Origin of the sequence: Streptomyces incarnatus, from assembly GCF_001027185.1 — a bacterium.
GTDB lineage: Bacteria > Actinomycetota > Actinomycetes > Streptomycetales > Streptomycetaceae > Streptomyces > Streptomyces puniciscabiei.
In genome coordinates this window covers 3,285,874-3,309,207 of record NZ_CP011497.1, presented here as the reverse complement: position 1 = coordinate 3,309,207, position 23,334 = coordinate 3,285,874, and the positions used below count along the sequence as shown (strand labels likewise).

Annotated in this window: 22 protein-coding genes and 1 pseudogene; 8 read left to right on the top strand and 15 right to left on the bottom strand. The window is 72.1% G+C overall.

Translation table 11 applies throughout. The features are described from left to right. Positions 1 to 2: 2 nt before the first annotated feature. From ABB07_RS14585 to deoC, 3 genes are read right to left on the bottom strand one after another with little or no spacing between them, the layout of a single operon-like run. Positions 3 to 887 (bottom strand): aldehyde dehydrogenase family protein, encoded by an 885-nt coding sequence (locus ABB07_RS14585; protein ID WP_208899124.1) that lies wholly within the window; start codon positions 885 to 887, stop codon positions 3 to 5. Further along, a complete protein-coding gene (locus tag ABB07_RS14580; RefSeq protein WP_208899123.1) occupies positions 880 to 2,310 on the bottom strand; it encodes an aldehyde dehydrogenase family protein in 1,431 nt (476 codons plus the stop codon). The genes ABB07_RS14585 and ABB07_RS14580 overlap by 8 nt, the downstream gene beginning before the upstream one ends. Positions 2,311 to 2,316: 6 nt before the next feature. After that, positions 2,317 to 3,276, bottom strand: coding sequence for a deoxyribose-phosphate aldolase (deoC, locus tag ABB07_RS14575; RefSeq protein ID WP_208903444.1), 960 nt, complete (start codon positions 3,274 to 3,276; stop codon positions 2,317 to 2,319). Positions 3,277 to 3,411: 135 nt separating this feature from the next. Here deoC and ABB07_RS14570 point away from each other — a divergent pair, with 135 nt between their 5' ends. After that, complete coding sequence (locus tag ABB07_RS14570; RefSeq protein ID WP_208899122.1) at positions 3,412 to 4,113, top strand: PH domain-containing protein; 702 nt, start codon at positions 3,412 to 3,414, stop codon at positions 4,111 to 4,113. Between the two features lie 212 nt (positions 4,114 to 4,325). On the opposite strand, the gene ABB07_RS14565 is transcribed toward ABB07_RS14570, so the two are convergent. The 6 genes from ABB07_RS14565 to ABB07_RS14540 all read right to left on the bottom strand — a co-directional run bounded on the left by ABB07_RS14565 (position 4,326) and on the right by ABB07_RS14540 (position 9,468). Continuing rightward, positions 4,326 to 4,805, bottom strand: coding sequence for a hypothetical protein (locus ABB07_RS14565; protein WP_208899121.1), 480 nt, complete (start codon positions 4,803 to 4,805; stop codon positions 4,326 to 4,328). Between the two features lie 302 nt (positions 4,806 to 5,107). Then, positions 5,108 to 5,629 (bottom strand): hypothetical protein, encoded by a 522-nt coding sequence (locus tag ABB07_RS14560; protein WP_208899120.1) that lies wholly within the window; start codon positions 5,627 to 5,629, stop codon positions 5,108 to 5,110. 524 nt (positions 5,630 to 6,153) lie between these two features. Then, a complete protein-coding gene (locus tag ABB07_RS14555) occupies positions 6,154 to 7,785 on the bottom strand; it encodes a phospho-sugar mutase (RefSeq protein ID WP_208899119.1) in 1,632 nt (543 codons plus the stop codon). 121 nt (positions 7,786 to 7,906) lie between these two features. Continuing rightward, complete coding sequence (locus ABB07_RS14550; protein WP_208899118.1) at positions 7,907 to 8,731, bottom strand: purine-nucleoside phosphorylase; 825 nt, start codon at positions 8,729 to 8,731, stop codon at positions 7,907 to 7,909. Positions 8,732 to 8,838: 107 nt separating this feature from the next. Then, positions 8,839 to 8,988 (bottom strand): hypothetical protein, encoded by a 150-nt coding sequence (locus ABB07_RS14545; RefSeq protein WP_208899117.1) that lies wholly within the window; start codon positions 8,986 to 8,988, stop codon positions 8,839 to 8,841. 42 nt (positions 8,989 to 9,030) lie between these two features. Further along, entirely contained in the window at positions 9,031 to 9,468 is a 438-nt protein-coding gene (locus tag ABB07_RS14540; protein ID WP_055707882.1) for a gamma-glutamylcyclotransferase family protein, read from the bottom strand. Positions 9,469 to 9,563: 95 nt separating this feature from the next. On the opposite strand from ABB07_RS14540, the gene ABB07_RS14535 reads away from it, so the two are divergent. Beyond that, on the top strand, positions 9,564 to 11,012 hold the full coding sequence (locus ABB07_RS14535) for an NAD(P)H-quinone dehydrogenase (RefSeq protein WP_208899116.1): 1,449 nt from the start codon (positions 9,564 to 9,566) through the stop codon (positions 11,010 to 11,012). A 166-nt stretch (positions 11,013 to 11,178) separates the two neighbouring features. Further along, positions 11,179 to 12,105, top strand: a complete 927-nt coding sequence (locus tag ABB07_RS14530) for a DeoR/GlpR family DNA-binding transcription regulator (protein ID WP_279617388.1) — start codon at positions 11,179 to 11,181, stop codon at positions 12,103 to 12,105. A gap of 115 nt (positions 12,106 to 12,220) precedes the next feature. On the opposite strand, the gene ABB07_RS14525 is transcribed toward ABB07_RS14530, so the two are convergent. Beyond that, positions 12,221 to 13,993, bottom strand: a complete 1,773-nt coding sequence (locus tag ABB07_RS14525) for an acetyl/propionyl/methylcrotonyl-CoA carboxylase subunit alpha (protein WP_208899114.1) — start codon at positions 13,991 to 13,993, stop codon at positions 12,221 to 12,223. Between the two features lie 365 nt (positions 13,994 to 14,358). Here ABB07_RS14525 and ABB07_RS14520 point away from each other — a divergent pair. Next, positions 14,359 to 14,853, top strand: a pseudogene (locus ABB07_RS14520) (hypothetical protein); the annotation flags it as partial. 64 nt (positions 14,854 to 14,917) lie between these two features. Here ABB07_RS14520 and ABB07_RS14515 read toward each other — a convergent pair. The 4 genes from ABB07_RS14515 to ABB07_RS14505 form a co-directional block, all read right to left on the bottom strand. After that, complete coding sequence (locus ABB07_RS14515) at positions 14,918 to 15,535, bottom strand: Maf family protein (RefSeq protein ID WP_208899113.1); 618 nt, start codon at positions 15,533 to 15,535, stop codon at positions 14,918 to 14,920. A gap of 131 nt (positions 15,536 to 15,666) precedes the next feature. After that, on the bottom strand, positions 15,667 to 15,795 hold the full coding sequence (mmpB, locus tag ABB07_RS41525) for a morphogenic membrane protein MmpB (RefSeq protein WP_279617387.1): 129 nt from the start codon (positions 15,793 to 15,795) through the stop codon (positions 15,667 to 15,669). Between the two features lie 83 nt (positions 15,796 to 15,878). Further along, positions 15,879 to 16,088: an acyl-CoA carboxylase epsilon subunit gene (locus ABB07_RS14510; RefSeq protein WP_208899112.1), complete on the bottom strand. Its 210-nt coding sequence runs from the start codon at positions 16,086 to 16,088 to the stop codon at positions 15,879 to 15,881. An 11-nt stretch (positions 16,089 to 16,099) separates the two neighbouring features. After that, a complete protein-coding gene (locus ABB07_RS14505; protein ID WP_208899111.1) occupies positions 16,100 to 17,704 on the bottom strand; it encodes an acyl-CoA carboxylase subunit beta in 1,605 nt (534 codons plus the stop codon). Positions 17,705 to 17,815: 111 nt separating this feature from the next. Here ABB07_RS14505 and ABB07_RS14500 point away from each other — a divergent pair, with 111 nt between their 5' ends. Then, entirely contained in the window at positions 17,816 to 18,730 is a 915-nt protein-coding gene (locus tag ABB07_RS14500; RefSeq protein ID WP_208899110.1) for a biotin--[acetyl-CoA-carboxylase] ligase, read from the top strand. Positions 18,731 to 19,142: 412 nt separating this feature from the next. Beyond that, positions 19,143 to 20,288 carry an adenylate/guanylate cyclase domain-containing protein gene (locus tag ABB07_RS14495; protein WP_208899109.1) on the top strand — a complete coding sequence of 382 codons (1,146 nt, stop codon included), beginning with the start codon at positions 19,143 to 19,145 and terminating at the stop codon, positions 20,286 to 20,288. A gap of 19 nt (positions 20,289 to 20,307) precedes the next feature. On the opposite strand, the gene ABB07_RS14490 is transcribed toward ABB07_RS14495, so the two are convergent. Further along, positions 20,308 to 20,907 carry a hypothetical protein gene (locus ABB07_RS14490; protein WP_244189357.1) on the bottom strand — a complete coding sequence of 200 codons (600 nt, stop codon included), beginning with the start codon at positions 20,905 to 20,907 and terminating at the stop codon, positions 20,308 to 20,310. Between the two features lie 210 nt (positions 20,908 to 21,117). Between ABB07_RS14490 and ABB07_RS14485 the strand changes: the two genes are divergently transcribed. Then, a complete protein-coding gene (locus ABB07_RS14485; RefSeq protein WP_208899108.1) occupies positions 21,118 to 21,912 on the top strand; it encodes an enoyl-CoA hydratase/isomerase family protein in 795 nt (264 codons plus the stop codon). A 224-nt stretch (positions 21,913 to 22,136) separates the two neighbouring features. Beyond that, the gene (locus ABB07_RS14480; protein ID WP_208899107.1) at positions 22,137 to 23,282 is read left to right on the top strand and encodes a GGDEF domain-containing protein; all 1,146 of its coding nucleotides are present in this window, start codon (positions 22,137 to 22,139) and stop codon (positions 23,280 to 23,282) included. Positions 23,283 to 23,334: the final 52 nt, after the last annotated feature.

Below are 23,334 nucleotides of genomic sequence, written 5' to 3'. Positions count from 1 at the left end.
CGTCAGTAGGAGGAGCCGGACGCGCCCAGGGAGCCCGTCGGGTGCCACACCGTCTTGGTCTCCAGGAAGGCCGTCAGGCGGTCGGTGCCCGGCGTCTCGGAGTAGTCCACAGGCTGTGGACGCAGGACGCGCTTCAGGTTGTCGGCCGCCGCGATCTCCAGTTCCTTCGCCAACTCCTCGTCGGCGCCCGCGAGGTCGATCGCGTTGACGTCCTGGTGCGCGGCCAGCGGTGCCGCGAGCTCCGCCGTGCGGCCGGAGAGGATGTTCACCACACCGCCCGGGACGTCCGACGTGGCCAGCACCTCGGCCAGGGAGAGGGCCGGGAGCGGGGACTTCTCGCTCGCGATCACGACCGCCGTGTTGCCGGTGGCGATGACGGGCGCGAGCACCGAGACCAGGCCCAGGAAGGACGACTCCTGCGGGGCCACGACGGCCACCACGCCCGTCGGCTCCGGCGAGGAGAGGTTGAAGAACGGGCCCGCGACCGGGTTCGCCCCGCCGATCACCTGGGCGATCTTGTCGGTCCAGCCCGCGTACCAGACCCAGCGGTCGATCGTCGCGTCCACGACCGCGGCCGCCTTCGACTTCGACAGGCCCTCCGCGTCGGCCACCTCGCGCACGAACTGGTCCCGGCGGCCCTCCAGCATCTCCGCCACGCGGTAGAGGACCTGGCCGCGGTTGTACGCCGTCGCGCCGGACCAGCCGCCGAACGCCTTGCGCGCGGCCACGACCGCGTCACGGGCGTCCTTGCGGCTCGACTGCGGTGCGTTGGCCAGCCAGTTGCCCTTTGCGTCGGTCACCTCGTACACCCGGCCGCTCTCGGAACGCGGGAACTTCCCGCCGACGTACAGCTTGTAGGTCTTGAAGACGCTCAAACGGTCAGACATCGAGGTATGCCTCCAGGCCGTGGCGGCCGCCCTCGCGGCCGAAGCCCGACTCCTTGTAGCCGCCGAACGGCGAGGTCGGGTCGAACTTGTTGAACGTGTTGGACCAGATCACGCCCGCGCGGAGCTTGTTCGCGACCGCCAGGATCCGCGAGCCCTTCTCGGTCCAGATGCCCGCCGACAGGCCGTACTGCGTGTTGTTCGCCTTGGCGACCGCCTCGTCCGGGGTGCGGAAGGTGAGGACCGACAGCACCGGGCCGAAGATCTCGTCGCGGGCGATGGTGTGTGCCTGGGTGACGTTCGTGAAGAGCGTCGGGGCGAACCAGTAGCCGGAGGAGGGGAGTTCGCAGGCGGGGGACCAGCGCTCGGCGCCCTCCGCCTCGCCCCGCTCGGCCAGCGCGGTGATCCGGGCCAGCTGCTCCGCGGAGTTGATCGCGCCGATGTCGGTGTTCTTGTCCAGCGGGTCGCCGAGGCGGAGCGTGGTGAGGCGGCGCTTGAGGGAGTCGAGCAGCTCGTCCTGGATCGACTCCTGCACCAGCAGCCGGCTGCCCGCGCAGCAGACCTGGCCCTGGTTGAAGAAGATGCCGGTGACGATGCCCTCGACGGCCTGGTCGATGGGCGCGTCGTCGAAGACGATGTTGGCGCCCTTGCCGCCCAGTTCCAGGGTGAGCTTCTTCCGGGTGCCCGCGACCGTACGGGCGATCTCCTTGCCGACGGCCGTGGAGCCCGTGAAGGCGACCTTGTTCACGTCCGGGTGCGCGACGAGCGCGGCGCCCGCGTCGCCGTAGCCCGGGAGGATGTTCACGACACCCTTGGGCAGGCCCGCCTGGCGGCAGATGTCCGCGAAGAACAGCGCGCTCAGCGGCGTGGTCTCCGCCGGCTTCAGCACGACCGTGTTGCCGGTCGCCAGCGCCGGGGCGATCTTCCACGCCAGCATGAGGAGCGGGAAGTTCCAGGGGATGACCTGGCCGGCGACGCCCAGCGGCCGCGGGTCCGCGCCGAAACCGGCGTGGTCGAGCTTGTCGGCCCAGCCCGCGTAGTAGAAGAAGTGCGCCGCCACCAGCGGGAGGTCGGCGTCCCTCGTCTCCTTGATCGGCTTGCCGTTGTCCAGCGTCTCCAGGACGGCCAGCTCGCGGCTGCGCTCCTGGATGATCCGGGCGATGCGGAACAGGTACTTGGCGCGCTCGGAGCCCGGCAGCGCCGACCACTTCTCGAAGGCCTTGCGCGCGGCCTTCACGGCCCGGTCGACGTCCTCGGCGCCGGCCTGGGCGACCTCCGAGAGGACCTCTTCCGTGCTGGGGCTGACCGTCTTGAAGACCTTGCCGTCGGCCGCCTCGGTGAACTCGCCGTCGATGAACAGGCCGTAGGAGGGGGCGATGTCGACGACCGAGCGGGACTCGGGCGCCGGTGCGTACTCGAAAACCATGATCGATCAGTCCACCGTCACGTAGTCGGGGCCGGAGTAGCGGCCGGTGGCCAGCTTCTGACGCTGCATCAGCAGGTCGTTCAGCAGCGAGGAGGCGCCGAAGCGGAACCAGTGGTTGTCCAGCCAGTCCTCGCCCGCGGTCTCGTTGACCAGGACCAGGAACTTGACGGCGTCCTTGGAGGTGCGGATGCCGCCGGCCGGCTTCACGCCGACCTGGACGCCGGTCTGGGCGCGGAAGTCCCGTACGGCCTCCAGCATGAGCAGGGTGTTGGCGGGGGTCGCGTTCACCGCCACCTTGCCGGTCGAGGTCTTGATGAAGTCGGCGCCGGCCAGCATGCCGAGCCAGGAGGCGCGGCGGATGTTGTCGTACGTCGACAGCTCGCCGGTCTCGAAGATGACCTTCAGTCGGGCGCTGTCGCCGCAGGCCTCCTTCACGGCCACGATCTCGTCGTACACCTTCAGGTACCGGCCGGCGAGGAACGCGCCACGGTCGATGACCATGTCGATCTCGTCGGCGCCGGCGGCGACGGCGTCCCGGACGTCGGCCAGCTTCACGTCGAGGGCGGCACGGCCGGCCGGGAAGGCGGTGGCGACCGAGGCGACCTTGACGCCGGAACCGGCGACGGCCTCCTTGGCGACGGCCACCATGTCGGGGTAGACGCAGACCGCGGCGGTCGTCGGGGCCGTACGGTCGGTGGGGTCGGGGTGGACCGCCTTGGCGCCGAGCGCCCGGACCTTGCCCGGGGTGTCCGCGCCTTCCAGCGTCGTCAGGTCGACCATCGAGATGGCGAGGTCGATGGCGTACGCCTTCGCGGTGGTCTTGATGGAACGGGTGCCGAGAGACGCGGCGCGCGCCTCCAGGCCGACCGCGTCGACGCCGGGCAGCCCGTGCAGGAAGCGGCGCAGCGTGCTGTCGGACGCGGTGACGTCAGCGAGAGCGTGTGCTGTGGGTGCAGTGGTGGGCATGGTCACCAGACGAGCATATCTACGCGCGTAGCAGATGTATAGCCCCGGTGCTCATATCCCGGCCGGAGATCACAGCTGAGCGCCGGTTCCGGGGCGCGTGGCGGCAGCGCCGCCGGGGTCGTGCAGACTGGGCGCATGACCACCCCCGACCACCAGTCACCCGCGTCACAGCCCCCGGGCCCCACCGTCAAGGACCGGATCTACCGCTCGCCCATGGCGCTCGTGGGCGGCGTGCTGCTGCTCGCCGTCGTCGGCTGGCTCGGCTTCGACGCGCTGTTCCGGGGCCATGGCCGCGCGCCGTGGCTGGCGCTCGCCGCGATGATCCTGATCGTGCCGCTGGTGATCGCCTTCACGCTCCGCCCGGCGGTCTTCGCGGGGCAGGACCGGCTGCGGGTGCGCAACCCGTTCCGGGTGATCAGCCTGCCCTGGGGAGAGATCGCCTCGCTGCGCTCCGGCTACTCCAACGAGGTCGTCGCGAAGTCCGGCGGCAAGTACCAGCTGTGGTCGATCCCGGTGTCGCTGCGGGCCCGCAAGAAGGCGGAGATGCGCAAGGCGCGGGCCGCGGCGGAGGCGGGGCGCGGCGGGGCGCCGGCGCGCCGCGGTTTCGGCGGTTTCGGCGGCATGGGTGGCTTCGGCGGCGCCGGCGGCGCGGACATCGCGGCCGGACCGACCCGCGCCGAGCCCGACCAGGCCATGGACGACCTGCGGGACCTGCTGGACCGGCGCGGCGAGGCGGAGTCGGCGCAGGGGGAGGTCACGGTGCGCTGGGCGTACGAGGTGATCGCACCCACGCTGGCGGGTGCGGTGCTGCTGCTGATCCTGCTCGCCACGGGGTGAGGCCTTCCGGGGCGCAGGGGTCAGCGGGCGCCGGGCGGGGTGGGCCGGGGCTCGCGGCAGGCAGAGGTGTGGGTTGACCATCCGGGTTCATGGCCGCCGGGGCTCCTGGCACGCGGCGGCGTGGGCTGACCACGCGGGGTCGTGGCCGGCCGGGCTCGTGGCACGCGGCGGTGTGGGCCGTCGGCCGGGGTTCATGGCCGACGGCCCACGGCTCATGGCACGCGACAGCGTTGGCTCTGGAACATGCGTGAGCCTCCGCCGCCGTTCGCCCTGGACGGATGGAACCTGCGGTTGAAGTTCATCGGGATGTCCAGCGCGAAGAAGTTCTTCCCGTCCCCCGTCCGCGCGCGCACGCGGATCTGGTGCTCGGCCACCGGCACCGCCTCGGGCAGCTGCAGGATCCAGGCCTGCTTCCACGGCCCGGCCGGGGGCCGGAGGTCCCTCGGCATGCGCGCGCCCATGAGCGCCAGCAGGTCGGGCAGCCGGTACCGCCGGTCCAGCATCTTCACCGGACCGAACTTCATGATCACGTGGCAGGTGACCCGGGTCAGGTCGACCGTCTCCTTGAGGTGGCCGTCCATCTCGCAGCGGACCTGGTGACCGAGCCACGGCAGGGCGGGGGTCAGGGTGATGGTGAGGAGGTCCAGGACGTAGGTGTCGTCGCTGATGTCCTCCACCAGGGCCACACTCATCTGACTCACCCCGCAGTGTCGAGTACGAACGCCCCTTCACCCGTTCGGGCGCGGGGAAACGGTGGGAAGGAAGCCGACGGCCGTGGCGTCGGCGGGGGCGCCGACGCAAGGCGTCCGGGCGGACACCACCGGCGGGATCGGCCGGTGACGGGAGGGACGGCCGTCCGGACACCCGGCGTACGGCGCCTGGTGTCCGGCCCTGGTGGGATGCGCACGGCGCGTGGGCCGTCGGACAATGGGCACAACCGGTGCTCCGGCCCGATTCCGGCGGGCCGGAGCTCCCCGACATCGCGGGTTCTGGGCTACTTGCCGCCGCCCCAGTTCCCGCCCTCCCACTCGCCGCCGCCCCAGCCCTCGCGGTGGATCACGCGGAAGCTGGCCACCACACCGTCCTTGATGCGGATGTCGTCGACCTTGCCCACGTGGACACCGTCCGCGGAGCTGTGGGGGCCGACGGTGGCGATGGGGGCGCCGTTGTCGCAGACCACTCCGCGGAAGACCTCGACGGTCTTGTGGCTGTCGTTGCGGATGTTCAGACTCCTGGCACCGAGGCCGCTGACCACGGTGATGCAGTCGCCCGGGTGGGCGGAGTACGACCGCTCGTTGATCTGGATCCGGCCCCAGTCGCCCTCCTCGTGCCTGCTCCAACCCTCGTTGCCCTTGCCCTGCCCGTTGTCGCCGCCGAGGGGCGCCGCGGCGGCAGATGCCGGGGCTGACTGGGGCGCCGGGGCGGAGGCCGCCGAGGCGTAGGTGATGCCGGTCGCGGCCAGGGCGGCGGCGGATGCGACACCAGCGGTGACCACGGTGGAACGGGGGAGCTTCATATCGCTTCTCCTGTCTCCGGTTTCAGAGATACCGGCCCGTCAGCCGGCTCGTGAGTAAAAGTACCCACCGCAGTCATATTGGTCATATAGGAAGATAGGGATAAGGGGCCAATAGAGGTATTTTTGGCGTCATATCCCTGTCCTCGGGAAGCCTCGACGGCCCATCAAGTTGCCGTGATTAAAAGCAGATTGACCGACTATTAGGCCTTCCGACGGATCTTCTGACGCATGCTCATCTCCGTCGTGTCGCGGCGTGTCGCACCGCGCCGCAGCGTGTCGCCGTCGCGGGGGAGGCGAGTCGTGTTAGGAGGGGCGCGCCGCTCGGTGCGCTGCTCGGTGCCGTCGGGCGAGTACCGGACGAAGGCTTCGCGGGAGGTGAAAGACGTTTCCCTTCCGGGGAGTTGAGGAGAACCGCGGCCCTGGAACGACGAATGGGCGCCCCCCGGGTCGGGGGCACCCCATCGGTGTCGTACGGGATCGGTGTCGTACCGGATCGGTGTCGTACCGGATCGGTGTCGTACGGGTCAGATGCCGGCGGCCGCCGACAGGTCCCGCTTGATCGCGGTGAGGAGCTCCGTCGCGCGGGCGCGGGCGGCCGGAAGCGCCGCGTGGTCCGCGACCGGCACGACGACCTCCAGGTAGCACTTCAGCTTCGGCTCGGTGCCGCTCGGGCGGACGATCACGCGGGCGCCGTCGAGGCTGTAGCGCAGGCCGTCCGTGGGCGGCAGCTTGTCGGTGCCCCGGGTGAGGTCCTCGGCGCGGACGACGGCCAGGCCCGCCAGCCCGGTCGGCGGCTGCTCGCGCAGGCGGCGCATCGCGTCCGCGATGAGGGAGAGGTCCTGGACGCGGACGGAGAGCTGGTCGGTGGCGTGCAGGCCGTGCTCCACGGCGAGGTCGTCGAGCAGGTCCAGGAGGGTACGGCCCTCCTCCTTCAGCACGGACGCCAGTTCTGTGATGAGCAGGGCCGCCGTGATGCCGTCCTTGTCGCGCACGCCCTCGGGGTCCACGCAGTAGCCGAGGGCCTCCTCGTAGCCGTAGCGCAGGCCGTCCACGCGGGCGATCCACTTGAAGCCGGTCAGCGTCTCCTCGTACGGCAGCCCCGCCTTCTGGGCGATCCGGCCGAGGAGGGAGGAGGAGACGATCGACTCGGCGAACACGCCGGTCGCGCCCCGGCGGACCAGGTGGGCGGCGAGCAGGGCGCCGACCTCGTCGCCGCGCAGCATGCGCCAGTCGGCGCCGTCCTTGACGGCCACGGCGCAGCGGTCGGCGTCGGGGTCGTTGGCGATGACGAGGTCCGGGTCCGTGGCGCGGGCCCGGGCGAAGGCCAGGTCCATCGCGCCCGGCTCCTCCGGGTTCGGGAAGGCGACCGTCGGGAAGTCCGGGTCCGGGTCGGCCTGCTCGGCGACCAGCACCGGCTCGGGGAATCCGGCCCGGGCGAAGGCGGCCAGCAGCACGTCCTTGCCGACGCCGTGCATCGCCGTGTAGACCGTGCGGGCGGTGCGCGGGGAGCCGGGGGCCAGCACGGCGTCCGTACGGGCCAGATAGGCGTCCAGCACCGCGTCGTCCAGGGTCTCCCAGCCGGCGTCCGGGCGCGGTACGTCGTTCAGGGAGGCGATCGCGTCGATCTCGGCGGCGATCCCCGCGTCGGCGGGCGGCACGATCTGGGAGCCGTCGCCGAGGTAGACCTTGTAGCCGTTGTCCCGGGGCGGGTTGTGGCTGGCGGTGACCTCGACGCCCGCGGCAGCGCCGAGATGCCGGATGGCGTAGGCCAGGACCGGGGTGGGCAGCGGGCGGGGGAGTACGGCGGCGCGCAGGCCGGCGCCGGTCATCACGGCGGCGGTGTCGCGGGCGAAGTCGGCGGACTTGTGGCGGGCGTCGTAGCCGATCACGACGAGTCCACCGGCGTGGCCGTGCTCCTTCAGGTACGCGGCGAGGCCGGCGGCCGCCCTGATGACGACGCTGCGGTTCATGCGCATCGGGCCGGCGCCCAGTTCGCCGCGGAGACCTGCGGTGCCGAACTGGAGGGTGCCGCTGAAACGGGCCGAGAGTTCCGTGACGTCACCGGCCTCGATCAGCTTGGCCAGTTCGTCCCGGGTCTCCGGGTCCGGGTCCTCGGCGAGCCACGCCTTGGCCCGTGCGATGAGATCGTCGTGCACCTTGGGATCAACCTCTCCGTGTTTGCCTGGTCCACTGGGGGCTCCGCCCCCAGACTCCCGGTTGCCCACCCGCCCACCCGAATCTGTCGGCTGGAAGGCGGGCGGAAGGGGTCAGCGGCGTTTACAGCTTGCCCAGCACCTGGCCCAGCAGTTCGCCCATCCGAGCCGCCGAGTCGCGGCCCGCCTGGAGGACCTCCTCGTGGTTGAGGGGCTCGCCGGTCATGCCGGCCGCGAGGTTGGTGACCAGGGAGATGCCCAGCACCTCGGCGCCGGCCTCGCGGGCGGCGATGGCCTCCAGGACCGTGGACATGCCGACCAGGTCCGCGCCGATGACGCGGGCCATGCGGATCTCGGCCGGGGTCTCGTAGTGCGGGCCGGGGAACTGCGCGTAGACGCCCTCCTCCAGGGAGGGGTCGATCTCCTTGCACAGGGCGCGCAGGCGGGGGGAGTACAGGTCGGTCAGGTCGACGAAATTGGCGCCGACGATCGGCGACGTCGCCGTCAGGTTGATGTGGTCGCTGATCAGGACCGGCTGGCCGGGGCGCATGCCCTCGCGCAGGCCGCCGCAGCCGTTGGTGAGGACCACGGTCTTGCAGCCGGCGGCGACGGCGGTGCGGACGCCGTGGGCGACGGCGGCGACGCCGCGGCCCTCGTAGTAGTGGGTGCGGCCCAGGAAGACCAGGGCGCGCTTGTCACCGAAGGAGTACGAGCGGATCTTGCCGCCGTGCCCCTCGACGGCCGGCGGCGGGAAGCCGGGCAGCTCGGTGACCTGGAACTCGGCGTCGGGCGCGCCCAGGGCATCGACGGCCGGAGCCCAGCCGGAGCCCATCACGAGGGCGACGTCGTGGGTCTCGGCGCCGGTGAGTGCGCGCAGGCGCGCGGCGGCGTCGGCGGCGGCGGCGTACGGGTCGCCCTGGATGTCGTCCGGAAGAAGAGATGCGTTCACGAGGTCGAGGGTAGCCGCTCTTCGCCTACGCGCGTAGATGACAGACGTCACGGGATCGGGATCGTTGTCTTGTCGTTTCCGACGAAGCCGCTCCGCGGGCGTCGCTGTCACTCGTCGGTGATGAGGATGTCCTTGTCGTTGAACACCTCGACGATGAAGATCAGCAGACGGCCGCGGCTCACCGTGTACTCCACCAGGATGTTCTGGGTGAGCCGGATCGTACGGTCGTCGCCCGTGGACCCTATGGGCCGGGACACCGGGAGGAAGGGGTCGCGGGCCAGCTCTAGATCGGCGCCCGCTCAGCAGGGGCGTTTCCGCAGCTCCATCACGTAATCGTGGGGCGCCCCCGCCGACTCCGCCGCGTCGGCGATCTCCCCCAGGTAGCGGGCCGAGGGCAGGCCGCCCTCGTAGCCGTTGAGGACGTACGTCCACGCGGCCTCCTCGCCGTCCAGGGTGTGCACGCGTACGCGGACCCGGCGGTAGAGGCCGTCGCCCACGCCTTCCCACCGGTCGAGGGACTCCTCGTCCAGGGGTGCGATGTCGTACAGGCCGACGAAGACCTGTGCCAGCGGGTCCTCGACGATCGTCGCCAGCGCCCCCTCGAAGTCCAGGTGCTCGCCGCCGAACGTCAGCCGCCAGCCGTTCAGCCAGCCCGTGGCGCGCAGCGGGGAGTGCGGGGCGCGGAAGGACATCAGGCGCGCGTCGAGGTTGCCGGCGTACGCGGCATAGAGCGACATGGGGAGAGCGTACGGCAGGGAAAGTCCCGTCACTCGCGCCCCGTACGGCACTCGCGTGCGCCCCCGGGCAGTAGCACCTTGAAGCGTGCGGGACAATGGGGTACGTGACTCGGATCGTGATCATCGGTGGCGGACCCGGCGGATACGAAGCGGCCCTGGTGGCCGCCCAGCTCGGTGCGGAGGTGACCGTCGTCGACTGCGACGGTCTGGGCGGAGCGTCGGTGCTGACCGACTGCGTGCCGTCGAAGACGCTCATCGCAACGGCCGAGGTGATGACCACCTTCGACTCGTCGTACGAAGAGCTCGGCATCATCGTCGCCGACGACACCCCGCCGCTGGAGCAGGCGGCCCGGGTGGTCGGGGTGGACCTGGGGAAGGTCAACCGCCGGGTGAAGCGGCTGGCTCTCGCGCAGTCCCACGACATCACCGCCTCCGTCACGCGGGCCGGCGCCCGGGTCATGCGCGGCCGCGGCCGGCTGGAGGGCATGCAGGCCCTCGACGGGTCCCGCAAGGTCGTCGTCACCGCCGCCGACGGCACCGAGGAGACCCTCACCGCCGACGCCGTCCTCATCGCCACCGGCGGTCACCCGCGCGAACTGCCCGACGCCCAGCCCGACGGCGAGCGCATCCTGAACTGGACCCAGGTCTACGACCTCACCGAGCTGCCGGAAGAGCTGATCGTGGTCGGGTCGGGTGTGACCGGCGCCGAGTTCGCCGGCGCCTATCAGGCCCTCGGCTCGAAGGTCACGCTCGTCTCCTCCCGGGACCGCGTGCTGCCCGGCGAGGACCCGGACGCCGCCGCCGTGCTGGAGGACGTCTTCCGGCGCCGCGGCATGAACGTCATGGCCCGCTCCCGCGCACAGTCCGCCAAGCGCGTCGGCGACCGGGTCGAGGTCACCCTGGCCGACGGCCGGGTCATCAGCGGCAGCCACTGCCTCATGGCCGTCGGCGCCATCCCGAACAGCGCCGGGCTCGGCCTGGAGGAGGCGGGCGTCAAGCTGCGCGACTCCGGGCACATCTGGACCGACAAGGTGTCCAGGACGACCGCTCCCGGCGTGTACGCGGCCGGTGACGTGACCGGGGTCTTCGCCCTGGCGTCCGTCGCCGCCATGCAGGGACGCATCGCCATGTACCACTTCCTCGGCGACGCGGTGGCCCCGCTGAACCTGAAGACCGTCTCCTCGAACGTCTTCACCGACCCCGAGATCGCGACCGTCGGCTACTCGCAGGCGGACGTGGACGGGGGCAAGATCGACGCGAGGGTCGTGAAGCTCCCCCTCCTGCGCAACCCGCGCGCCAAGATGCAGGGCATCCGGGACGGCTTCGTGAAGATCTTCTGCCGGCCGGGTACGGGCATCGTCGTCGGCGGTGTGGTCGTGGCACCGCGCGCCTCGGAACTGATCCACCCCATCTCGATCGCCGTCGACAACAATCTGACGGTCGAACAGATCGCGAACGCGTTCACGGTGTACCCCTCCCTTTCGGGGTCGATCGCGGAGGTGGCCCGGCAGCTGCACACCCGCAAGGCCGGCGCGGAGGCCTGACGGCCGGATCCGACTTCCCGCTGGTCACGGGGAGTTGCCGCGTGTGCGTACGGCATAGGCGGGGCGACTAGGTCCTATACCACTTCCCGCCCTGCCGTGCGAACAACTTCTGTTATTCGGCGCAAACTGCTGAAACCAGACGGTCGCTGGGGTTACTGTCAGTTTCGTGTTCGCTGCTGAACGTCGCCAATTGATCCTCGAAATGGTGCGAGCGAACGGAGCCGTGTCGCTCCGTGAGCTCGCCCGCGTCGTCCAGACCTCCGAAGTGACCGTACGGCGGGACGTGCGGGCACTGGAGGCAGAAGGACTCCTCGACCGCCGGCACGGCGGTGCGGTACTGCCGGGCGGTTTCACCCGCGAGTCGGGCTTCCCGCAGAAGTCCCATCTCGCGACCGCCGAGAAGACGGCCATCGCCGACCTCGCGGCGAGCCTCGTCGAAGAGGGCGAGGCCATCGTGGTCGGCGCGGGTACCACCACGCAGGAGCTGGCCCGCCGGCTCGCGCGGGTGCCCGGCCTGACGGTGGTCACCAACTCCCTGCTGGTCGCCCAGGCGCTGGCCCATGCCAACCGGGTGGAGGTGGTGATGACCGGCGGCACCCTGCGCGGCTCCAACTACGCCCTCGTGGGCTCCGGTGCCGAGCAGTCCCTGCAGGGGCTGCGGGTGTCCAAGGCCTTCCTGTCGGGCAGCGGTCTGACGGCCGAGCGCGGGCTGTCCACCTCCAACATGCTCTCGGCGTCCGTCGACCGGGCCCTCGTCCAGGCCGCCGCGGAGGTCGTGGTCCTCGCGGACCACACCAAGCTCGGCACCGACACGATGTTCCAGACCGTGCCGACCGACCTCATCACGCGGCTCGTCACCGACGAGCCTCCGCCTCACGACGACCGTGCGGCCACCGAGCTGCAGGCCCTTGCCGACCAAGGGGTGCAGATCGCCGTGGCCGGGGCCGGCAGCCCTCCGGGGGGTGAGCAGGCCCCGGCGCGACGCGCCGCGCTGCCGGGGCCGCGCAGGGGGGTGTCGCTCCGCTCGGGAGCGGGGTACGGGGAGCCTGCGGGAGCCGAGCGGGGGCGCGTTGCCGATCTGCGGCGGCGCTGAGGGTGCGCTCAGAACGGGCTGAGGGTGCACTGAGAACGGGCTGAGGGTGCGCTGAAAACGGAACGCCCGGCAGGCCAACCGAGGTTGGTCCACCGGGCGTCCTTCGAAAGCCGCGTCAGTCCTTGATCTCGCAGATCGCCGCGCCGGAGGTGACCGACGCGCCGACCTCGGCGCTGAGGCCCTTGATGGTGCCCGCCTTGTGGGCGTTGAGGGGCTGTTCCATCTTCATGGCCTCCAGGACGACGACGAGGTCGCCCTCCTTGACCTCCTGGCCCTCCTCGACGGCGACCTTGACGATCGTGCCCTGCATCGGGGAGGCGAGGGTGTCGCCGGAGGCGACGGGGCCGGACTTCTTGGCCGCGCGACGCTTGGGCTTGGCGCCGGCCGCGAGGCCGGTGCGGGCCAGGGACATGCCCAGGGAGGACGGGAGGGAGACCTCCAGGCGCTTGCCGCCGACCTCGACGACGACCGTCTCGCGGCCCGTCTCCTCCTCCGCCTCGACATCGGCGGGGGCGGCGAACGGCTTGATCTCGTTGACGAACTCGGTCTCGATCCAGCGGGTGTGGACCGTGAACGGGTCGGTGGAGTCGGTCAGTTCGGGGGCGAACGCCGGGTCCTTGACCACCGCGCGGTGGAAGGGGATCGCCGTGGCCATGCCCTCGACCTGGAACTCGTCCAGGGCACGGGCGGCCCGCTGAAGGGCCTCCTTGCGGGTGCGGCCCGTCACGATCAGCTTGGCCAGCAGGGAGTCCCAGGCCGGGCCGATCACGCTGCCGGACTCCACGCCCGCGTCCAGGCGGACACCGGGGCCGGAGGGCGCGTCGAACCTGGTGACCGTACCCGGGGCCGGGAGGAAGTTGCGGCCGGGGTCCTCGCCGTTGATGCGGAACTCGAAGGAGTGGCCGCGCAGCGGCGGGTCGTCGTAGCCGAGCTCCTCGCCGTCGGCGATGCGGAACATCTCGCGGACCAGGTCGATGCCGGCGACCTCCTCGGTCACCGGGTGCTCGACCTGGAGGCGGGTGTTGACCTCCAGGAAGGAGATCGTGCCGTCCTGGCCGACCAGGAACTCACACGTGCCCGCACCCTCGTAGCCGGCCTCCTTCAGGATGGCCTTGGAGGCGCGGTACAGCTCGGCGACCTGCTCGTCCGAGAGGAACGGCGCGGGGGCCTCCTCCACGAGCTTCTGGTGGCGGCGCTGCAGCGAGCAGTCACGGGTGGAGACGACGACCACGTTGCCGTGCTTGTCGGCCAGGCACTGGGTCTCCACGTGGCGCGGGCGGTCCAGGTAGCGCTCGACGAAGCACTCGCCGCGGCCGAAGGCGGCGACCGCCTCGCGGACGGCGGACTCGTACAGCTCGGGGACCTCTTCGAGGGTCCGGGCGACCTTCAGGCCGCGGCCGCCGCCACCGAAGGCGGCCTTGATCGCGATGGGCAGGCCGTGCTGCTCGGCGAAGGCGACGACCTCCTCGGCCCCGGAGACCGGGTCGGGGGTGCCGGCCACCAGGGGGGCGCCGGCGCGCTGGGCGATGTGCCGGGCGGCGACCTTGTCACCCAGGTCGCGGATGGCCTGCGGGGGCGGGCCGATCCAGATCAGGCCCGCGTCCAGGACCGCCTGGGCGAAGTCGGCGTTCTCCGAGAGGAAGCCGTAGCCCGGATGGATGGCGTCCGCGCCCGACTCGCGCGCCGCGTTCAGGATCTTGTCGATCACCAGGTAGCTGGTCGCCGGGGTGTCACCGCCCAGGGCGAACGCCTCGTCCGCGGCGCGGACATGCAGAGCGTCGCGGTCCGGGTCCGCGTAGACGGCCACGCTCGCGATCCCGGCGTCCCGGCAGGCCCGGGCCACGCGGACAGCGATTTCGCCACGGTTGGCGATGAGCACCTTGCGCACGATTGAGGCTCCCTCCTTGAAACAAGCCGAGTTTAGGGACTGCCGACACGGCACTTCGACCCGTCCCCAATGGTGAGCTTGCCCACACGGAGCGTGATGCGAGGCTCGCTCCACCCGCGAAAACCCTTGTCGCACCGGTCGTACGCAGGGGTCCTCCGGAAAACCCTAGCCCGGTCATGTGGTCAAGGTCTCTGTGAGAGCGTGCTGCGGCCCACTCTGTTTCTTTGTCGAGTCCCTACGAATGGCCCAATGATTCTTTGCTGCCGCGCGAACCCTTGTCCCGGGGTTTACCCGTTAGTAGCGTTCATGACGACTCGAACGTACCTGGAGTAACAAGACGCTGGCTCGAGAGTGGGTGGGGACCGGTGGTGCGCAGACCGGTGGCATGGGTGGTGGCGATCGTCCTCCTGGCGGAGGCGTTCTTCATCGCGGCGCTGAACTGGTTCCTCGGGGTGGTCGTCGACCGGCAGAAGATGTCCCTGGCCGGGCTCGACCCGAACGTGATGTCGACGTCCTCGAAGATCGGCGGCGTCGTCTTCGGCCTCTACTTCGCGCTGTGCGCGCTGGTGGCCGTCCTGGTCGCGATACGCGACCGCGCCCCCGCGGGCTTCGGCCGGGTCCTGCTGATCAGCGTGGCGGTCGTGCACGGCCTGCTGGGCGCCTTCGCGCTGAGCCTGGTCGGCGTGACGGCGTTCCTGTTCATGGTGGTGGTGCTCGGCCTCGTCGTCCTGCTGCTGATGACGTACGACCGTGACGGCGGGCCGGAGCCGGCCGGGCCCGGTGGTGCGGGGCAGGGCGGTGACCCGAAGGCCGAGGCCGGGCCCGAGCCGGCCACGGCCCCGGACGCGGCGGCCGTGCCCGCCCCCCGTACGGGCGAACCCCAGGACGGGGACGACGAGCCACGGGACGCCGTGCCCGCCCAGGTCACTCGGCCGGTGACCACAAGTCCGTGATGCCGACGCCCAGTTCGGCCAGCAGCTTGCGCACCAGGGGCAGGCTGATGCCGATCACGTTGCCGTGGTCGCCGTCGATGCCCTCGATGAACGGCGCCGACAGGCCGTCCAGGGTGAACGCGCCGGCGACGTAGAGGGGCTCGCCCGAGGCGACGTACGCGGCGATCTCCTCGTCGGTCGGTTCGCCGAAGCGGACGACGGTGGAGGCGGTCCCGGACACGTACCGCTTGGCCGTCGTGTCCCAGATGCAGTGCCCCGTCTGGAGGATCCCGGCGCGCCCGCGCATCGCCTTCCAGCGGGCGGTCGCCTCCTCGGCGTCGGCGGGCTTGCCGAGGGCCTGCCCGTCCAGCTCCAGCACCGAGTCGCAGCCGATCACCAGGGCGCCCTGCACCTCCGGCTTCGCCGCCACGACCGAGGCCTTCGCCTCGGCCAGCGCGAGCGCCAGCTCCGCCGGGGTGGGGGCGGTGACGGCGTCCTCGTCGACGCCGCTCACGATCACCTCCGGTGAGAGGCCGGCCTGCTGCAGGAGGCCCAGGCGGGCCGGGGACTGGGAGGCGAGGATCAAGCGGCGGCGTGGCTTGGCAGTCATGCCGTCAGGGTAGCGGCGGCGCCGCGCTCGCTCAGGCCGAGTCATCGCTGGCCGAGTCGTCTCAGGCCGGGTCATCGCTGGCCGAGTCGTCTCAGGCCGGCTCATCTCAGGCCGGATCATCGCTGGCCGGGTCATCGCAGGCCGATGACCAGCATGGCCAGGATCATGGCCAGGGCCAGGAGGAAGCCGAGCCGCCGGAGCATGTCATGCGCTTCGCGCATGTCCTCCGGCGGCTCGTCCTCGGGGTCCGACCACAGCATGCCACCAGCGTGGGGCCTCGGCCGGGGCGGGCGCCTGAGTACGGGTACTCAAATGGCGCCCTGAACTATGAGGTTGATTCCGCTCAGCTCGGCCAGTAGGTGCGGGTCCAGGACGCCGGGCCCGGCTTGGGCAGGTGGGCGCCCGCGATCCTGCTGGGGTCGGACCACGCGTCCCTGGGGCCCTCCGCGCCGGGCGGTGCCGCCGCTGCCGCCGCGGCGCGGGCGCGGACCACCGCCAGGGCGGCGGCCAGCTCCTCCGGGGTCGGGTTGCCCCGTACGACTCTGATCGTCACAGCGGGCTCCTTTACAGGGGGATGTTGCCGTGCTTCTTCGGAGGCAGGGATTCCCGCTTGGTACGCAGCTGACGCAGGCCGCGGACGATGTGGGCGCGGGTGTCGGACGGCATGATCACGGCGTCGATGTAGCCGCGCTCGGCCGCGACGTAGGGGTTGAGGAGGGTGTCCTCGTACTCCTGGATCAGCCGGGCCCGGACCGCCTCGACGTCCTCCCCGCTCGCCTCCGCCTCGGCGATGGTGCGGCGGTGCAGGATGTTGACCGCGCCCTGGGCGCCCATGACGGCGATCTGGGCGGTCGGCCAGGCCAGGTTGAGGTCGGCGCCCAGGTGCTTGGAGCCCATGACGTCGTAGGCGCCGCCGAAGGCCTTGCGGGTGATGACCGTGATGAGCGGAACGGTGGCCTCGGCGTACGCGTAGATCAGCTTGGCGCCGCGCCGGATGATGCCGGTGTGCTCCTGGCCGACGCCGGGCAGGAAGCCGGGGACGTCCACGAAGGTCAGCACCGGGACGTTGAAGGCGTCGCAGGTGCGCACGAAGCGGGCGGCCTTCTCGGAGGCGTCGATGTCCAGGCAGCCGGCGAACTGCATCGGCTGGTTGGCGACGATACCGACCGGGTGGCCCTCGACCCGGCCGAACCCGGTGACCATGTTCGGCGCGAACAGGGCCTGCGTCTCGAAGAACTCGGCGTCGTCCAGGACGTGTTCGACCACCGTGCGGATGTCGTACGGCTGGTTCGCGCTGTCCGGGACCAGGGTGTCCAGCTCGCGGTCCTCGTCGCTGACCGTGAGGTCGGCCTCCTCGGGGAAGACCGGGGGCTCGGAGAGGTTGTTGGACGGCAGGTACGACAGCAGCTGCTTGACGTACTCGATGGCGTCCTTCTCGTCGCCGGCCATGTGGTGGGCGACACCGGAGGTCGCGTTGTGGGTGCGGGCGCCGCCCAGCTCCTCGAAGCCGACGTCCTCGCCGGTGACGGTCTTGATGACGTCCGGGCCGGTGATGAACATGTGCGAGGTCTGGTCGACCATGACCGTGAAGTCGGTGATGGCCGGGGAGTAGACCGCGCCGCCCGCGCAGGGCCCGACGACCAGGCTGATCTGCGGGATCACACCGGAGGCGTGGGTGTTGCGGCGGAAGATCTCGCCGTACGCGCCGAGGGAGGCCACGCCTTCCTGGATGCGGGCGCCGCCGGAGTCGTTGATGCCGATGACCGGGCAGCCGGTCTTCAGCGCGAAGTCCATGACCTTGACGATCTTCTGGCCGTAGACCTCGCCGAGGGCGCCGCCGAAGACGGTGAAGTCCTGGGAGAACACGGCGACCGGCCGGCCGTCGACGGTTCCGTAGCCGGTGACCACGCCGTCGCCGTAGGGGCGGTTCTTCTCCAGGCCGAAGTTCGTGGAGCGGTGCCGGGCGAACTCGTCCAGCTCGACGAAGGAGCCCTCGTCGAGGAGGAGCTCGATCCGCTCACGGGCCGTCAGCTTGCCCTTCGCGTGCTGCTTTTCGACGGCGCGCTCCGAGCCGGCGTGCGTCGCCTCGTGGATACGGCGCTGCAGATCCGCGAGCTTGCCCGCGGTCGTGTGGATGTCGATCTCTTGGCGCTCTTCCGGCTCGGACATCGGGATCGCGGCTCCCTGCCTGCTCAAAAGGGGGGACGGTTACTCATCCGTAGAGTAGTGCTGGGCCTGGGTGTCGGCAGTGCGGCGTTTCCCACACCTAGGGTGACTTGCATGACGCCGCACAATGCATCAGATGACAGCCGTGGTTCCGATGACAGCCGTGCTTCCGGTGACCGCCGTGGGTCCGGCGACGGCCGCTGGTCCGACCTGGACCGTCCGCCCCTGAACGCCGTGGCGCTGCGCCGCGGGCTGGTCCGGGACGGGGGCCTGTACAGCGCGGTGGACGTGGTGCAGCGCACCGGCTCCACCAACTCCGACCTGGTCGCCCGGGTCGGCGCCGGGCAGGCCGGTGAGGGCGCGGTGCTGGTCGCGGAGGAGCAGACGGCGGGCAAGGGGCGGCTGGACCGCCGGTGGACGGCGCCGGCGCGCTCGGGCCTGTTCTTCTCCGTGTACCTGCGCCCCGCCGAGGTGCCCGTGGCCCGTTGGGGCTGGCTGCCGCTGCTCACGGGCGTCGCCGTGGCCACCGGGCTGGCCCGGGCGGCGGGCGTGGACACGGCCCTGAAGTGGCCGAACGACGTGCTGGTGACCGTGGGCGGAGAGGAGCGCAAGGCCGGGGGCATCCTCGCCGAGCGGGCCGGTGACGACGGTGTGGTCATCGGCGTCGGCATCAACGTCACGCTGCGGGCGGAGGAGCTGCCGGTGCCGCAGGCGGGGTCGCTGGCGCTGGCGGGTGCGGTGAGCACGGACCGGGATCCGCTGCTGCGGGCGGTGCTGCGGGCGCTGGAGGACTGGTACGGGCGGTGGCGGTCGGCCGGGGGTGACCCGTCGGTGAGCGGACTGCAGGAGGCGTACGCGGCGGGGTGCGCGACGCTGGGGCGCACCGTGCGGGCCGAGTTGCCGGGGGAGCGTTCGATCGTGGGCGAGGCGGTGGCGGTCGACGGGGACGGGCGCCTGGTCATCGCGACGGAGGCCGGGGTGCAGGAGCCGGTGGGGGCGGGGGACATCGTGCATCTGCGGCCTGCGTGACGGTGCCCTCTGCTGTGCGGGGGCCCGGTGCCTGTGCCGGCCGGGGGTCGGGTCGCTTGCCCGCGCTCGCGGGGTGCCGCTGCGCCCACCCGTGCCGCCCCAGCGGCACGACTGCCCGCAGCTACGAGCCCCGTAAGGGGCGCGGGGCTGTATCAATATGCGGCTCCGCCGCGTGGGCGCGACCAGCCACGACGGACGCGCGGCCGGGGACGGCGGGGGCGCCCCCGGACCTGCCCCGAGGCGGGGGTCTGGGGGCGCAGCCCCCGGGGTTGGCCGGCACCGACGCCGGTCACCGGACCCGGCACCGGGAAGTGGACCGTCCGCCGAACCCAACGGAGTGAGCTGGCGCACACCTGCCGTAGAGTTGAGGCCGGTCGATACCTGACCGCGGCAGATCGGAAGGGCAGCAGGCGTGACCGTCGACGACACGGGCTCCGGCGCGGACGCGGACGGCCGGGTGGACCCCCTCCAGGAGCGGGGGGACGCCCATGCCGCCGGTCCCGGCGAGGACCCGCTGGCCCTGCGCCTCGAACAGCTCATCCTGGGCGCCGAGCGCCGCTACACGCCGTTCCAGGCGGCCCGCAGCGCCGGTGTCTCCATGGAGCTGGCGTCCCGGTTCTGGCGGGCCATGGGTTTCGCCGACATCGGGCAGGCCAAGGCGCTGACGGAGGCCGATGTGCTGGCCCTGCGCCGGCTCGCGGGTCTCGTGGAGGCGGGGCTGCTCAGCGAGGCCATGGCGGTGCAGGTGGCCCGGTCCACCGGGCAGACCACCGCCCGTTTGGCCGAGTGGCAGATGGATTCCTTCCTGGAGGGCCTGACCGAGCCGCCCGAGCCCGGGATGACCCGCACCGAGGTGACGTACCCGATCGTCGAGCTGCTCCTGCCCGAGCTGGAGGAGTTCCTGGTCTATGTGTGGCGGCGCCAGCTCGCCGCCTCGGCCGGGCGGGTCGTGCAGTCGGCGGACGACGAGGAGATGGTGGACCGGCGGCTCGCCGTCGGCTTCGCCGATCTGGTCGGGTTCACCCGGCTGACCCGCCGGATGGAGGAGGAGGAGCTCGGGGAGCTGGTCGAGGCCTTCGAGACCACCGCGGCGGATCTGGTGGCGGCGCGTGGTGGCCGGCTCATCAAGACCCTCGGTGACGAGGTGCTGTACGCGGCGGACGACGCGGGCACGGCAGCGGACATCGCGCTGCGGCTGGTGGAGACGCTGTCGAACGACGAGACGATGCCGGAACTGCGGGTCGGCATGGCGTTCGGCACGGTCACCACTCGCATGGGTGATGTGTTCGGTACGACGGTGAACCTGGCCTCCCGGCTGACGTCGATAGCCCCCCGGGACGCCGTGCTGGTGGACAGCGCCTTCGCCGAGGAGCTGATCCGCACCGGCGAGGCGCCCGCCTCCGAGGCGGAGGCGGCCGAGGCCGCGGCGGCCGCCGAGAAGGAGGGCGAGGAGCCGCCGACGTACCGCTTCGCGCTCCAGCCGATGTGGCAGCGCCCGGTGCGTGGACTCGGCGTGGTCGAGCCCTGGTTGCTGGCCCGCCGCGACGGTCAGCCGTGATGCCTCTCCAGGCGCTCCGCTAGCGGCCGGTGCCGGCCGCCGCGTCCACGCACAGACCCAGCACCGGTACGCACAGCCCGCCCGGGCCCGGATCCGTCGTTCCGTGGCTGGGCGCCGGGGTGGTCGGGGCCGGGCGGCCGGTCGTCGGGGCCGGAGCCGGGGCGGACGTCGTCGCCGAGGGTCGCGGTGCGGTGCCCGGGGTGGAGACCGCGGTGGTCGGGAGGCCGGTCGCGGTCGGTACGGCGGTGCTCCCCGCCGATGTGCTGGGCGCGGCCGGGCCGGTGGGTGTGGCCGTGGGCGTCGGCGCGAGGCTTCTGCCGCCCATGACGGAGGTCGCCGAGGGCAGCGCGGTCGGGCCGGCGGTGACCGCGGCGGCGGTGTCCGCCGCGTGGTCCCCGGCGCCGCCGCCCGCGCCTGAGCGGGGCTCGGCCTCCGCCGTGCCCGGGGCGCCGACCCCCGACTCCGACGAGACCCGGACCAGGCTGAGCACGCCCGCCGCCAGGGCGAGACCGCCGGCCGCGAGCAGCACCTTGCGCGGGCGCGGTTTGCGGTGCCGCCCACGCCGTACGGGCCCCTCTTCCGCGTCTTCCGCACGGGCCTCTTCAGGTATCGGTGCCATGGTTCCCCTCCCCGGTTCCCCTCCCGGCCGCGCCCCGGGCGGGCCGTGGCGGACGCACGCTATGCGTTCCTGTGGGCGATGTGGGGTGAGACGGCCGGGATGTCACTCGAACGGGCGTAGCCCCCTGGGCTTTCCCGGGATCGGGTACGGCTGCGATGATCGGTCCGAGCGGTGCGTTAACCCGCGTTAACACGTGAGCCGGAGGGTGTCATGAGCGAGGAGCGGTTCGGGGAGTTCGTGCTGGTGCGGCGGCACGGGCATGTCGCGGAGCTGGTCATGGACCGGCCCAAGGCGATGAACGCCGTCTCGACGGAGATGGCCCGCTCCCTCTCCGCCGCGTGCGCGGCGCTGGCCGCCGACCGGGACGCGCGCGTGGTGGTGCTGACCTCGTCCCACGAGCGGGCGTTCTGCGTCGGCGCGGACCTGAAGGAGCGGAACTCCTTCAGCGACGCGGATCTGCTGCGGCAGCGGCCGGTGACGCGCGGTGCGTACACCGGGGTGCTGGAGCTGCCGATGCCGACGATCGCGGCGGTGCACGGGTTCGCGCTGGGCGGGGGCTTCGAACTCGCCCTGTCCTGCGACCTGATCGTGGCCGACCGTACGGCGGTGGTCGGGCTGCCGGAGGTGTCCGTCGGTGTGATCCCGGGCGGCGGCGGTACCCAGCTGCTGCCGCGGCGGGTCGGGGCGGCGCGGGCGGCCGAGCTGATCTTCTCCGCGCGTCGGGTGGAGGCGGCGGAGGCGGCCGGGCTGGGGCTCGTCGACCGGCTGGTGGACGAGGGCCGCGACCGCGAGGAGGCGCTGGCCCTGGGCGCCGCCATCGCCGGCAACTCCCCGGTCGGCCTCCGCGCCGCCAAGCGCGCACTGCGGCTGGGGCACGGGCTCGATCTCCGGGCGGGCCTGGAGGTCGAGGACGCCGCCTGGCGTTCGGTGGCCTTCTCGGGCGACCGCGCGGAGGGAGTGGCAGCCTTCAACGAGAAGCGCAAGCCGGAGTGGCCGGGGGAGTAAGGCACGCTGTGCTGGGGCTGGTGGGGGACGGCTGGCCACGCCGGGTGGGTGCAGGCTACGACGGCGATGAGCGCCCCGTAAGGGGCGCGGGGAACTGCGCGATCAGCCCCCACGCACCCGCACTCGGCAGACAGCGCGCAGCCCCGAGCTCCTAGCCGCACAGTCATCCCCCTGATCGCCGCACCAATGTCCCGAATCCCCTAAATCATCCCTAACCTGGAGTAATGGGCGAGGACAAGCGGCTAGCCGCAGTCGTGGCGCTGGCGCAAGGCATGGCGGCGGCGCACACCCCGGCAGGGGCATGGCAGGCCGCCGCGCTCGGTGCCTGCCGGGCGCTGGACGGCAGCTTCGCCGCGCTGTCGGTGTGGGAGCGCGAACTGGGCCGGCTGCGGGTCCTCGTGAACGTGGGCGACCGGCGCCCGGACGAGGAGGAGTTCCCCGAGTCCGAGGCCTATCCGGTGCACCAGTTCCCGGAGATCACCGAGTTCCTGCACGAGCGCTGGGCCGGCGGGGGCGGACCGAACGCGTGGGTGGAGACCGCCGAGGGCACCGCCGCCGGCACCCCGGGCTATTTCCATCAGCGCGTCGCCGCCCTGCGCCGCCGGGGGCGCGGCTGTTGTGTCGTCGCGCCGGTCCTGCTGCACGGCAGGGCGTGGGGCGAGTTGTACGTCGCCCGTGCCGTCGGGGACCCCGTGTTCGACCGGGCCGACGCCGACTTCGCGACCGTGCTGGCCGCCGTCGTCGCCGCCGGGCTCGCGCAGACCGAGCGGCTGGAGGAGGCCCGCCGGCTCGCGTACACCGACGCCCTCACCGGACTCGCCAACCGGCGGGCCGTGGACGTACGCCTGGAGGAGGCGGTCGAGCGCCACCGCACGGAGGGGGTCGTCGTCAGTCTCGTCGTCTGCGATCTCAACGGGCTCAAGCGGGTCAACGACACCCTGGGGCACGCCGTCGGGGACCGGCTGCTGGAGCGGTTCGGCTCGGTGCTGTCGCTGTGCGGTGCCATGGTGCCGGGCGCGCTGGCCGCGCGGCTCGGCGGGGACGAGTTCTGTCTGCTGGCCGTCGGGCCGGCCGCCGACGACGTCGTCAAGGCGGCCGACGAACTGTGCCGCAGGGCAGGGGAGTTGGAGCTGGGGGAGGGCGTGGCGTGCGGGGTCGCCTCGACCGAGGATCCGGTCGGGGAGGTGCGTGACGCGCGGCGGCTGTTCCGGCTCGCCGACGCCGCCCAGTACCGGGCCAAGGCCCTGCGGGCGGACCGGCCGGTGGTGGCGGGCCGGGAGGGGCCGGAGGATCCGGTCGTACGGCTGGCCGACGAGCCGCCGCACGTGTCGCCCGCCGAGCGCCGCCGGTTCCGGGGGCGCAGGCCGTAGGCGAGGTCCCGTGGGTGAGGTCCCGAGGGTGAGGCGAAGCCCACACGGGTCG